The sequence below is a fragment of the Clostridium akagii DSM 12554 genome (assembly GCF_000686725.1).
GTDB classification, from domain to species: Bacteria; Bacillota; Clostridia; order Clostridiales; family Clostridiaceae; genus Clostridium_I; species Clostridium_I akagii.
This window is the reverse complement of sequence record NZ_JMLK01000007.1, coordinates 51,619-64,724: the sequence shown is the minus strand read 5'-3', so window position 1 is coordinate 64,724 and position 13,106 is coordinate 51,619. Positions and strand designations below refer to the sequence as shown.

Genomic DNA, 13,106 nt, shown 5'->3' with positions numbered 1-13,106 from the left:
CACTAATGAATTTAATCTAAAAACTCAACTACATTTTTGTCTAATCTAGCTATTCTAGCTAAAGAATATATATCATATCCCTTATTCTCTAATATTTTTCTTCCAGGCTGGAAAGATTTTTCAATGACAATTCCTATCCCAGAAAGTTTAGCTCCTGCTTCTTCAATTATACGCGCTACACCCATTGCAGCCTCACCATTTGCGAGAAAATCATCAATGAGCAAAACTTTATCATCTTTACCTATATATTTCTTAGAAAGGGTTAATTCATAGTCTGTATCCTTTGTAAATGAATGCACCGTAGTCTGATAAACCTCTCCCTTTAAAATCTTAGAATTTTGTTTTTTTAATATTATAAGTTTCAAATCCATTTGTAGTGCTGCCATAGCCGCTGGTGCAATACCCGAACTTTCAATTGTAAATACTTTTGTAATTCCATGTTCCTTAAAATAATCCTTAAAATATGTTCCTACTTCATACATTAAATTAGCATCTACCTGATGATTAAGAAATGAATCAACCTTTAAAACATCTTTATTTAATGCATGTCCTTCTTCAATTATACGTTTTTTTAATGATTTCATCTATTACTCCTCAATGATTTTTATTTTGTGTCTTCTTTTAATATTAAATTTAATACTAATGCTGTAATTGTTCCAGTTGAAATTCCCGATGAAAATATCATCTTTAGAGCATCCGGAAGTTTAGCTAAAAAATCGGGACGGAAAGTAACCCCTAGACCAAGACCTATAGATGTGGCCATAATTAATAAATTCCTGTTGCTTATTTTTACTTTGCTTAAAGTTTGAATTCCAGCTGCTGCCACTGTTCCAAACATTACAATTCCTACACCACCAAGGACAGGCTGAGGCATTATATTTATAAGTGCCGAAAATTTAGGTAATAATCCTAAAATGACTAGTATGATTCCTGCCATCATTGTAACGTAACGACTTGCAACCTTAGTTAATGATATAAGTCCAATATTCTGACTAAAAGAGGTATTTGGCATTGCTCCAAAAAAGCCTGCAAGCATACTTCCAACACCATCCGATAAAACACCTGCGCCAATACGTTTATCATCTAATTTTACTTTTGATACTTCACCAATTGCCTTAATACATCCAACAGTTCCAATCGTTGAAACTAGATAAGCTGGTACAAATGGTAGTACTGCATCTAATCTAAAATTTACGCCATGTGCTAAAATTTGTGGCAGTGATATTAAACTTGCACTGGAAACCGAACCGAAATTCACCATACCAAGAGGGATACAAATTAAATACCCTACAAACATTCCTATTATTACCGATGCACTACTAATTAGCCCTTTGCCATAGTGATTTATGAGTAATGTTATTATCATTATTAAAAGTGAAATACCGATATTTTTTAAACTTCCATAATCCTTTGATCCTGCTCCACCTGCTGCCCAATCCATTGCCACAGGTATTAGAGTTAAACCTATTAATGTAACAACTGTTCCTGTAACAATTGGTGGAAATAGTTTCATTAAAGGTTTAATAAAAAAACTTAAAATAATTACAAGTACTCCACCTAAAATAGTTGCGCCTAAAATTCCAGGTAATCCATACTTTGAACCTACTGCAATAGCTGGAGCCACAAAGGTAAAATCTGTTCCCATAACACAAGCTATTTTTGCTCCTACTGGGCCTATCTTTTTTGACTGGATAAAAGTAGCTATACCTGCCATTAATATTGCACTACTGATTAAAGCAGTGGATGTTTTTGCATCAAATTTTAGTGCGGCTGAAATGACTATTGGAACAACTATAATTCCACCAAAAGCAGCAAAGATATGTTGAAATCCTAGCAAAATTTGTATTAAAGTTTTAGGTTTATCTTCAATTCCATAATTTAGTTCATCACTAACATCACTATTCTTTAGTTTTTCCATGTTGTATTCTTCTCCTTCTATGTTAAAAAATAAATTTACTCATACATAAACACTTATATATACATGTCCTAGTTTAATGAAAACAAAAAAAGCACCTCAAAAAAAATTGAGATACTGGGCTTAATAAGATATATATAAACAATATTATATACATCTTTAAAACGCATTACCTCGTAGTCTGCTATTTCTTTTGGCTAGCAGGTAGAAACTTTCGGACCAAATCACCGATATTATACGAGTTTTTGTATGATATAAACCATTATATCATAAGAGTCACTATTATGAATAAAAAAATGAGTCCTAAGCTTTCAATTTAAAGCTTAGGACTCATTTTTTATTATTTTAGTAAAGACTTTAATGCAACCAATTCTTCACTTAGATTATCATCCTTTAAAAGTTCAATGGCAGAATTAATCATTACACGAATATCGTGTTGTCCTTTATAGATAGGCGTAACTGTTTTATTTAAATTTAGGAATTTATAAACAGCAGTTTGTGCACTTCTTACGGAATAATCCATAGTAAATACTACATCATCTGGTATTTCACAGAACTGTCCAAGTAATGCTAAGTTAGTTGAACCTTCTGGAATAATTTGTGGTCTATCCCCTTTTGCTCTAGTTAAAAATTGTGCAGTTGTAAAAGGTAATATACATGGTATACAAATAGATGTTTTAAGGATTTTCTCCATATCCTCTTTGAAATTTAGATGATATAATACCTCTGTTAATATTTCCTCTCCAGTACAATCTACCATTCTCTTCTTTACGAAATCACCTTTTGCATATGGGAACAACGAATAGCCCCATATAATTTGTACGCTTTCAGGTTGACTAAGAAAATGTGGTTGATTGTGTAGTACTATTGTCATGAGCCATGCAGAATCTCTAAATGTCATATGAGCACCAGTTCCTGGCTGATTTCCTGAGAATTCTATTATTTTCTTAAACATTGTTGGATCTTTAAGGGTAACTGTGAAAGACTGCCACATTGATTCTTCAACACGCTGATCAAACACCTGTGGTTTACCAAATTCAGGGCGTCCTTTAGCGATTTTCTCCCAAAGATCCCATGCTCCACCTACAGTTTTATCATTAATTTTTGCTGGCGTGGTCATTGAGCCAAGGCTTGTTCCCGCTGTTAATGAACCTATAGTAGCAAAAGCAAGGTCTCCTTCGCCAACTTTTACTATAGTTTCTTTTCCGTTTTTAACACATTTAAATGCTGTAACTGTAGTTTCAGTTTCTGATGGCTTAAATTCAAAATCAGTAACTCGGCAGTCTAATTCAAAATTAACACCTTGTGATTTTAACCATTTTGTCATAGGTAATAACATTGAATCGTATTGATTATATGGTGTACGACGTATTCCAGACAAATCTTTTAAACGTGGTAATTCTTGGATAAATCTATGAAGATATCTTTTTAATTCTACAGCACTGTGCCAAGTCTCAAAGGCAAAAAGTGTAGTCCACTGAAGCCAAAAATTTGTTTTAAAAAATGATTCTGGGAAACATTCTTTAATACTTTTTGTTCCTAAAGAATCTTCAGAGTGAATTAATATATCTGCTAGTGCTAATCTATCCTCACGATTAAATCCTAGAGTTGATACATCCGTTATTTTAGCATCATTATCTATTAATCTAGCTTTTGCATGGGTATGAATTTTTTTATTAAAAGCATTAAATTCATCAAGTATTGAAACTTTAGGATCAGTTAATGATGGAATGCTTTCCATTATTCCAAATGTACAGGCATAAGCTTCTCTATCAAACATTCTTCCGCCACGGATTACATAACCATCATCAGCATTACCATTTCCGTCCATACTTCCACCTGTTACATTTAATTCCTCATATATATGAATATTCTTTCCTGGAACATGCCCATCTCGAATTAAAAATATAGCAGCTGCCATTGATGCAAGTCCAGCACCAACCATATAAGCATTTGTTTTTTCCACATCAATAGTTTGATCAAAATTAAATTTCATTTAAAAACCTCCATTTGAGCATTTATTTAATACGCTGTTAGCTTAAGCAAATTTTAATTGCCTAGGCATTGGCTATATCTTAAATATAAATCTAAACAGGGGTATTTTATATAGTCAATTTTGCCAAACTGTAAAGAAACTATACTTATATTTTAGAATATATAAACATCTATGCATATGAAAGAAGGTAATCCTCTATGTTCTACATATCATTTGGAATATTTATAGGTTGATTAACATTGTTTGGAATATTTTCAAATCCATTTCCTGTACCTTCATTTAAAGCCTTAATAAAGTTTTGCTGAGCTGAAAAAGAGAGCATAATACTTGAAACGGTGGATAAAAAACTACCTAAAATTATATTATCTTTATTTGAGTTTCCTTCCATAAGTGTAAAGGCAGCTAAGTTTGCTAAAATAATAAATTCCTCGGGACTTAATGAATCAAAATATGACATTGAGATCACCTCAAATTTATTATATTCAAATTATTCAGGTGCAGTTACAATAAAAAAAAACAGTTTTACAACTGTTTTTTCAGTATTTCAATATATTTAATTTTCTAGCTCTACTCTGCATTTTTTTAACATTAGCGCAAGAGAAATTGATATTACGATTTGAATTACTCCTATAATAATTATGATAATATTCCTTGGTACTTGTTCTAAATTTATTGAGAAGGGAGCATATATTAAATATGCTAAAGCTACTAAAAAATAATTCTTCCATATATTTTTTGCACTACTCATAATTTCTTCTAACCCGCGTTCTTTACAAATCTCATATATTCCATTACATAAAAGATATATAAGATAAAGTTTAATAATAGCAACTAACGTGCTAATTATAAGTGTAGCTAAGCTTAATTTATAGATTTGACCTGTTAAAATATTATTATTTGGATCATGCCATATATCTTTTAAAGTGAGTAATACTAACAATGCAGCAGGAATTTTAGCTTTTTCATAAACTTTATGTTGTAGTGCTAATATATTAAGACCTGAATATATTAAAATATAACCTATAAAATCCGGTATAATATTTATATAACCTATATTAATATGAAAAATAGTAATTATTATTCCCCAGAACAAGCGATTATAACCTTTCCAGTACATCTAATCACTCTCCTCTACTATTCTTTTTTAAAGTATCAACATCAAGATTCTCCGGTGGCTGAAAGATTGATCCAATAAAACAGCTTGATTTTCCCTTATTACCTTGCAAATCTTCTGTTAAAATATGAAAATTAAAAAAATAAGCATTATTTTTGTTTAGGTTCATTTTATCGCCTATAGAAACCATACCTACTGAATATAATCTAATTGGAAAACTGTTCTTTGAAATTGCTTTTCCATCAATATTGATTTCTAGCATACCTTTTACTTGTTTCTCAAATTGATAATCTATACCTGTAATCATAATATCTTTTTTAATCCAGTAAGTATAATACGCAATATTATCGGTAGAAACTGTAGTACTTCGTTGTTCTAAGCCATTATCCTTTATCTTCTCACTAGCAAAATATATTTTCCCTAAACTCACATTCATGCTTTTGCCATTTGAAAATTGAATCTTAGCCTTAGTAATTATTTTATTTTTATACTCCGCTGGCATATTATTAGAATCTCCATTATAAATGGTGATTCTAATAGTTTTTAACGCATAATACCTTTTATCTATATTGCAATAAGCATTATTATCATCATTTTCTGTGAAATTCACAGGATTTTGTCCTATTTCAGGAAATACAATACTTGAAACCTTATCTTGTGAATTAATGTTTTGAACATAATATAAATTAAAATCACCCATGCCATCTTGCAAAGCATAATAATGTTTTAAAAATAAAGGTTTCTTTATCTCTTTATTATTATAATAAAGAATATTTCCAATCCAACAGAATAATAACAATACTAATCCATATATTATTAGATTCTTGTGTAGCTTTGAAAATACATTAACCTCCCTTGGCTTTGAAGTTATCTTGGATGGTGAACTTCTTATGTTAAGTAACTCTTTAAAAAGCTTCATGTAGTATACCTTCCTCATTCTCAATAATTTTCATTAATTACTATTGTTATTTATGATTCGATATAAAATGCTAAAACCCTTCTTTCCAAGGGTTTCTTGTAAAATCATGCTACTTAATCTTTAACTAAAACATTAATAAATTGTTATAACTCTCTGTTGTTAAGTTTGCCATATAAATGACGATAAGTAAAATAAGTAGCAGTATAGCTAAATCTTTACTGTTATAGGAATATACGTTATACATTTGTGCCAAAAGCAGGAGATGTTAAAGCTTAAATGTATTTAAAACGAAGGGTGGAATTGAATTCTAATGAAAACTAAAAACAAAACCAGTACTCCAGAAAGTAAGTTTGAAACATCTCGAATTAATAAAATTAATTTTATGTTAATCTGGATGATAAACATTTCATTGGCAGGTGAATCCTTAGTCGTAGGACAAAAAAATGCATTTTCAATTGTATGTGTGTTAGCTCTTAGCTCCCTTATAGGAACTGCTATTTTCTTTATACCAATTAAAACTTCAGCCAAAGGTATTCTTATTTGTTTAGTTCCATTTTACACATGTTGTTATTTATTATATGCGATGAAGGGAAACCAACTTATCTTTTTAGCCTTCTTTGGTGGAGTATCTATGATTACTCTATATTTCAAAAGTAAAATGCTCGTATATTATACAGCAATAATAAATATATCATTAATTGCTATTTATATTATTTCACCTGCTGCATTAATGGGTACAAATTTAGTTGTTTCTGAATTTATTCAAAGACTCACCATTATTGATGCTGTTATATTAGTGTTATATTTTTTGACAAAATGGGGTAGTGAACTTGTTGACACTTCATTATTAAAAGAAAAAAATGCCAATGAATTATTGGGAAAACTCCAAACTACTATGAAGCAAATTGAAAAAAGCACTGAAATATTAAATGTTAGCGTATCTACATGTAATGAAAATATAAGTATAGCAAAAGCTTCAAGTGCTAATATAACTGCTTCGGTTCAGGAAATATCAAAAGGAGCAGAAACAGAAGCAAATACTGCAACAAATATAAATTCTAATACAAAGGAAGCAATTAATTTAGTTCAGGAGACTAGCGAAATATCAAATAAACTCAATAGTACCATTATTAAAATTAGTTCTAGTGTAGAAGAAGGATTATTTGAAATGAAAAATATGGAAAATCAAATGAACTTAATTGATACTGCCGTTGGTTCAGCCTATTCTATAGTTGGAGAATTAGGCGGCGACATAAGTAAAATCAATGAAGCTTTGAATTCTATAGTTGCAATATCTACTCAAACAAATTTACTTTCTTTAAATGCATCCATAGAAGCTGCGAGAGCTGGCGAGGCCGGGAAAGGATTTGCTGTAGTAGCATCAGAGGTTCAAAAACTAGCAGAAAGTAGTTCAGAAATAGTAAAACAAATATCAGAAGTTATTTCTGATATAAATAAAAAAACAACCGAAACCTTTGAAGTAGTAAAAAAAGGAACCTTAGCTGTAAAGAGTGGAAAAGATATCTCTCTTAAGGTAACTGATAAACTTGGTGAATTCAGCAATTCATTCCATGGCATTAATAAAGACATATCAAATGAACATGAATTGGTAAATAAGATACATACAGCCTTTTTGGATATTGAAAATAAGATTACTGAAGTAGCAAATGTATCAACAGAAAATTCTGCTTCTTCTGAAGAAATATTTGCTGAGATGGAGCAACAAAATAATAGGATCGATGATATTCAAAAATCTATTATTGAAATAGATAATCTATGTGAAGAATTAAAAAAATACAGGTTAGATAGGAGTGATGGTAATGAGTAAAAGTTTAGATGAGAAAATATGTATAGTGGGGTCAGGTCCTTCAGGTATGTCAGCTGCTTGGTATTTGCAGAAAAAAGGTTATACTGATATAACTATTTTAGAAAGACTTGATAGGGTCGGAGGTAAATGTAATACTCCTAAATTTGATGGTAAATATTACGAAATGGGAGCAGTTATAGCCCTTCCAACCTATTACAAATCATTAGCGTTAATGGATGAGGCCGGAATTGAATATATCCACAAAAAAATAGTTGGGAATTATTTTGATAATAATACTGGAAAAAGTATAAATTATTTTACCGAAGACGAAATGAGAGAAATTAAGGTTCAAATTGCTAAATTACAAAATTTAATTGAGACAAAATATCCTGATATAAAAAATCCGGGCCATGAGAAAGTACATCTTGATTTAGCTGATACATTTGAAAATTTCTGCATAAAAAATGAAATCCCACTAATACCTAAGTTATGGGTTAATCCATATACAGGTTATGGCTATGGCTATTTTAATCTTGTTCCTGCGGCCTACGTGCTTCAATATCTAGATGTTCCAACAATGATGGGTTTTATAAACAAAGATTTTATTGTATGGAAAGAAGGCACAGAAAGTATCTGGAATCAATTGAATGCTAAGCTTAATAAAAAAGTAAGGCTTTGTACCCATATAAAAAACATAATAAGAAAAAATAATAAAGTATATGTTTATACTGATTTTGGCATGGAAGAATATGACAAGATAATATTTTCATCACCTCTTCAGGACTTAAAAGATTATGTTGATACAACAGAAGATGAAACTAACTTGTTTTCAAAAATAACTTATATGGAATTTTACAATTTTGCATGCCTAGTTGAAAATAGTAGAAACACATCTGCCTATGTTCCTGGAAATATGATGCAATCTAGGGCAGGTCATGTAGTATTTTCTTATGATAGAACAGATGAGGGTAATAGTATAATTACATTTAATATACTTGGAGATCAGAATGAGAAAGTCACTTCAGATATGTGCAGAGAATATTTAGAAGAAGATTTAGAACTATACAATATCCATTTAAAAGATGTAGTAATGCACAAATGTTGGAGATATTTTCCACATGTGAATTCTCAGCAAATGAAACATGGTTGGTATGATAAAGTGGAAGGACTTCAAGGTCAGAAAAATACATATTACGCAGGAGAAATAATGAGTTTTTCTGACATAGAAGAATGTGTTGCTTATTCGAACTCTCTAGTAGATAGATTTTTTTAGCAAATGGGTGTTTGCTAACCATTTGACAACTTGCACAAAAATTTATACAATATTCCTATAGAGTCATACTAAAAACTTTATTACTTCTATGATATTTTGTATCTTAAGAAAGGATGTAGTAAAAATGGATAAATCTAATATTGTAATAACTATCAATCGTCAAGTTGGCAGCGGAGGAAGATATTTAGGATATAAACTTGCTGAAAAGTTGAACTTTTTATATTTAAATCATGAGATTGTTAAAGAAGCAGCAAAAGATTTAGGAACCTATGTTGAGAACTTAGAAGCTAGTGATGAAAAACAAACTCCACTATGGGCTTCATTAGTTTCAAGTTATGCATTTGGTAGTTTAGAATTCAACGAAGATATACAAATTATCTCAGATAAACAAGCGCATGAAGCTGAATCTAATTTCATTACAAAAGTTGCCAGTGAAAAATCAGCTGTAATAATAGGAAGAGGTGGATCTTACATTCTTAGAAATCACCCAAGACATGTAAGCATATTTTTTAACGCTGATATTGAGTTTCGCAAAAAACGAATTCAAAAGGAACACAATATTTCAGAAAATGAAGCTTTGAAATATATACAAAAAACAGATAATGAAAGATTAAAATATTTTAAATCGCTTACTGGACAAGATATGTATGATGCCTGTGGATACGATTTAACTATTGATACTGGAAAAGTTGGACTTGAAAAAAGCCTAGATCTTGTTATAGAATATCTGAAAAAGCGGTTTGAAAATAAAATAATCTAATTAACTAAAAAATTCATCTCATAATTATCCTAGCGTTAGTTATGAGATGAATTTTTTAGTTAGCTATTTTATATTTATAATTAATTACGCCATCTTTTCCTATACTATATTGCATTTGTTCTTTGGTAAATAATTGTATGTAAATATTTTGCCGTTCAGTCTCTAATTTGTTTTTTTGCAGTACTAAGGAATTAATATAATTAGAATCATTCTGAGACAATTTATTATTTATATTATTTATTGTAAATAATAACAGTTTATCCACTACATCAATTTCCTGTAAAAGATTATTCCTAGAATCATATAAAATGCTTTGCTTCGTATCTGCTTTATTTCTATACGCATCCAAGGAATTTTTCATATTTATAAAATCATTATAGCCATATATATGTTTTCTAATTTTCCATCTTCTTTGGCTTCTTTCATTTGTTTCCTAAAGTTTTTTTGAGTTTGGCTTAACAAAATATTTACCTGGTTAAGGTGGACTACAGAATCTTAACCGTCTCCTTTTTATATTTTATATCTATTTACATATTACTACAATTATCTGTAATATTCCACCTAAAATATATTAATATGTCACTATTATATATAACACTGCTTGAATTATTACTATGTAATAAAAATAAAAGAAGTACCAAAAATAAAAATCATTCTTGATACTTCAATAACTATTTTATAAATTTATAAGGAAACTGTTTAATAATACCCATTGTCATCATATCTGCCATCCCTAGTGCTTGAGTTTCAATTTTGTCATAAACTTTTGTGCCAGCTTCATAATCTTTAGAAATCATAGAAACTGCTTCTGCTTTCACAAGTGCTAAATGCTCATATAGCATAGCTTTCCAGCTCTCCTCTGACCAATAAGGATTGATAGAATTCAGAAAAGAAGCTATTGCATCCGCATTCTCATACCATTTTTTTCTGCTTCTGCAGCCGACTTGGTATCACCTGCTTTAGATGCTTTTACAATCTGTGCTGCTATAACAAGATGGCTTTTTAATAAATCACTGAACTTTAAAGCAGCTTTATCTCCATAAAAAATCTTCAGGGTATTAGCAAAATCTACAGGATTTTGTAATAACCGATTAATAACAAATTCTTCATCCGGTGACCCAAAAACAATACTGCTTATGGCCATTCTTGTCCAGGCTCCGTGCTGTTCCCATAGCATTCTCATGTTATTCATTAAATCTACTTCTGATTTAGTAATTTTCGCTTGGTTAGAGTTAAAATGTGAACGGAAACATTGATAAGGACAGTAATACAAATTTATCACCACTATAAAATAATTATAACTTATATTATTCTTATATTGCCAGCATGTTTCTTGTAAAATAAAAATGGACCTAGCCCAGAAACATTCAATTCATAATATATATTTACAACATATATTTCCACAATATTTTACGAAAAAAAGTGATGTTATTCTATTTTAAACTTATTTACTGCTTTTGATAAATCTATAGCCGTTTCACTTAAATTCTGTGCTGTAGTGGACACTTCCTCTGATGCTGACGAAAGTTGTTCCGAAGTTGCAGCCACTTCTTCAGATTCGGCAGCGTTCTCTTGGGTTACATCACTTACTGCTTGAATTTTTGATAATGCTTCTTCCTTAGACTCAATAATTTCATCCATTCCTTCATATGTTTTATCCATAAGTGCAGGTATCTTTTCCACAGAATCTAAAATTTCACCAAATGAATTAACTGTATTTTCTACTGCATTTGCTTGAGACTTTATAAATACATCTACTTTATTTGATGTATTTATTACTTCCTCTGTATCTAATTGAATCGATGACACAAGTTCAGAAATTTCATTTGTTGATTTTTTAGACTTTTCTGCAAGTTTTCTAACTTCATCTGCAACTACTGAAAACCCTCGTCCAGCTTCTCCTGCTCTTGCAGCTTCAATGGCTGCATTTAACGCAAGTAAGTTAGTTTGTTCTGAAATAGATGTTATTACATCTGTTATATCGCTAACCTTATTAACTGAAGTCTTAAGATTGTTTAATTTTGCTACCACTATTTCAAAGGCTTTCATAATATCATCTATAGACCTTATAAGTATGTCCATTTCTCCCTTACCATTTTTAGCCCTCTCAGTTGCATTACCTGTTTCATTTTTAACATTTTCTAATCCTTTATGTACATTTTTAATATTAATAGTTAGATTTTCCATTAATTTAACTATGCCCTGTAAATCATTAGACTGAGAAGTGGACCCCTCGGCAACCTGCTGCATTGTATTTGCTACTTCTAGTGACGATGACGTCATCTCTTCTGATGTAGATGAAAGCCTTTCTGATTGTGATAATACATTATTTACACTCTCTTTGACTGTACTTATTACCTGCCTTTGAGCCAAAATCATTTTCTTAAAACTTTCCTGTATTTGTCCTATTTCATCATTTGACTTAATATTTATATCTACATCTAAATCACCACTTGCAACCTGCTGCATCTTCTTAGATAATTCACTAAGAGGATTAAGTTTTCTATTAAGGAACCAAATAATTATGCCAGAACCAATTGCTAGACTTATTATAGATATTAGAATTATTATATTAAGAACTGTATTTGCTGGTTTATAGAAGTCCTCATCATAAGCACCAACATTTAAATACCAGTCCCAAGGCTTAAAATATCCAACTGCGTTAGTTTTAGGACGTATTTTAGTATCGCCTGGATTTTGCCATTCAAAATGTATAATGCCATTATTTGCAGGATTTTTTCCTTCAGTAGTTATAAGCTTAACTATATTATTTCCTTTTGGATCTACTACTTTAGATATATTCGCCCCTTCTTTACTAGGATGCATCATTTCTACTCCATGACTATCTATAGCGTACATATAAGCACCTATATTTAGTTCTAACTTACTATTTTGACTTCTAGTTTTTCCATCTTTGTTTTTAGGATTCAACATGTCAGATTTAAATATTTCTTGTGCTGCTTTTCTTGTTAATTTTCCATCTTCAACTTGTTTTTCTAATACCTTCATGAAAGAAAGTCCCATATTTACTTTGTTTGTCAGTGCCGATTCTCCTAAATCTGTAAGTGCCCTTTTAGATACATTATAGCTAGCAATTCCAAGCACTGACATGCTGATTAAAATCAATGCAATAAACACTACCACTAATCTTGATTTAATGCTGTTTGAGTTTACTTTTTTTAGTTTCTTCATCTTATGGTTCTCCTTTATGTCATCATATTTTACTAAATAACGTCTTTGATGATTTATATAAAAATTGCTAGTAAACGTTGTCATTTTTATTAACAATCCTCCACTACTTTAATATCAAATGGATGGTCTA

General features: G+C 30.4%; 13 protein-coding genes and 1 riboswitch. Of the genes, 3 read left to right on the top strand and 10 right to left on the bottom strand.

Annotation, left to right across the window (positions count from 1 at the left end):
- Positions 1-11: 11 nt before the first annotated feature.
- The 6 genes from BR66_RS0102595 to BR66_RS0102570 all read right to left on the bottom strand — a co-directional run bounded on the left by BR66_RS0102595 (position 12) and on the right by BR66_RS0102570 (position 5,944).
- Entirely contained in the window at positions 12-584 is a 573-nt protein-coding gene (locus tag BR66_RS0102595; RefSeq protein ID WP_026881493.1) for a xanthine phosphoribosyltransferase, read from the bottom strand.
- 20 nt (positions 585-604) lie between these two features.
- Entirely contained in the window at positions 605-1,918 is a 1,314-nt protein-coding gene (locus BR66_RS0102590; RefSeq protein ID WP_026881492.1) for a nucleobase:cation symporter-2 family protein, read from the bottom strand.
- A 154-nt stretch (positions 1,919-2,072) separates the two neighbouring features.
- Positions 2,073-2,176, bottom strand: a riboswitch (purine riboswitch).
- A gap of 79 nt (positions 2,177-2,255) precedes the next feature.
- Entirely contained in the window at positions 2,256-3,911 is a 1,656-nt protein-coding gene (locus tag BR66_RS22990; RefSeq protein ID WP_051624070.1) for an oleate hydratase, read from the bottom strand.
- Positions 3,912-4,113: 202 nt separating this feature from the next.
- Positions 4,114-4,368, bottom strand: a complete 255-nt coding sequence (locus tag BR66_RS0102580; protein ID WP_026881491.1) for a hypothetical protein — start codon at positions 4,366-4,368, stop codon at positions 4,114-4,116.
- A 96-nt stretch (positions 4,369-4,464) separates the two neighbouring features.
- Positions 4,465-5,028: a hypothetical protein gene (locus BR66_RS0102575; RefSeq protein ID WP_026881490.1), complete on the bottom strand. Its 564-nt coding sequence runs from the start codon at positions 5,026-5,028 to the stop codon at positions 4,465-4,467.
- Between the two features lie 4 nt (positions 5,029-5,032).
- Positions 5,033-5,944 (bottom strand): hypothetical protein, encoded by a 912-nt coding sequence (locus BR66_RS0102570; RefSeq protein ID WP_051624069.1) that lies wholly within the window; start codon positions 5,942-5,944, stop codon positions 5,033-5,035.
- Between the two features lie 310 nt (positions 5,945-6,254).
- Between BR66_RS0102570 and BR66_RS0102565 the strand changes: the two genes are divergently transcribed.
- The 3 genes from BR66_RS0102565 to BR66_RS0102555 all read left to right on the top strand — a co-directional run bounded on the left by BR66_RS0102565 (position 6,255) and on the right by BR66_RS0102555 (position 9,784).
- Positions 6,255-7,772 (top strand): methyl-accepting chemotaxis protein, encoded by a 1,518-nt coding sequence (locus BR66_RS0102565; RefSeq protein ID WP_026881488.1) that lies wholly within the window; start codon positions 6,255-6,257, stop codon positions 7,770-7,772.
- Positions 7,765-9,024 carry an FAD-dependent oxidoreductase gene (locus BR66_RS0102560; RefSeq protein ID WP_026881487.1) on the top strand — a complete coding sequence of 420 codons (1,260 nt, stop codon included), beginning with the start codon at positions 7,765-7,767 and terminating at the stop codon, positions 9,022-9,024. Before BR66_RS0102565 ends, BR66_RS0102560 begins: the two co-directional genes overlap by 8 nt.
- A 124-nt stretch (positions 9,025-9,148) precedes the next feature.
- A complete protein-coding gene (locus BR66_RS0102555) occupies positions 9,149-9,784 on the top strand; it encodes a cytidylate kinase-like family protein (protein WP_026881486.1) in 636 nt (211 codons plus the stop codon).
- 55 nt (positions 9,785-9,839) lie between these two features.
- On the opposite strand, the gene BR66_RS0102550 is transcribed toward BR66_RS0102555, so the two are convergent.
- From BR66_RS0102550 to BR66_RS0102540, 4 genes are all read right to left on the bottom strand, one after another.
- Positions 9,840-10,145, bottom strand: a complete 306-nt coding sequence (locus BR66_RS0102550; protein ID WP_026881485.1) for a hypothetical protein — start codon at positions 10,143-10,145, stop codon at positions 9,840-9,842.
- Between the two features lie 310 nt (positions 10,146-10,455).
- Positions 10,456-10,626 (bottom strand): hypothetical protein, encoded by a 171-nt coding sequence (locus BR66_RS26355; RefSeq protein WP_242841094.1) that lies wholly within the window; start codon positions 10,624-10,626, stop codon positions 10,456-10,458.
- A gap of 53 nt (positions 10,627-10,679) precedes the next feature.
- Positions 10,680-10,976, bottom strand: a complete 297-nt coding sequence (locus tag BR66_RS26350) for a hypothetical protein (RefSeq protein WP_242841093.1) — start codon at positions 10,974-10,976, stop codon at positions 10,680-10,682.
- Positions 10,977-11,212: 236 nt separating this feature from the next.
- Positions 11,213-12,976 carry a methyl-accepting chemotaxis protein gene (locus tag BR66_RS0102540; protein ID WP_026881484.1) on the bottom strand — a complete coding sequence of 588 codons (1,764 nt, stop codon included), beginning with the start codon at positions 12,974-12,976 and terminating at the stop codon, positions 11,213-11,215.
- Positions 12,977-13,106 lie beyond the last annotated feature (130 nt).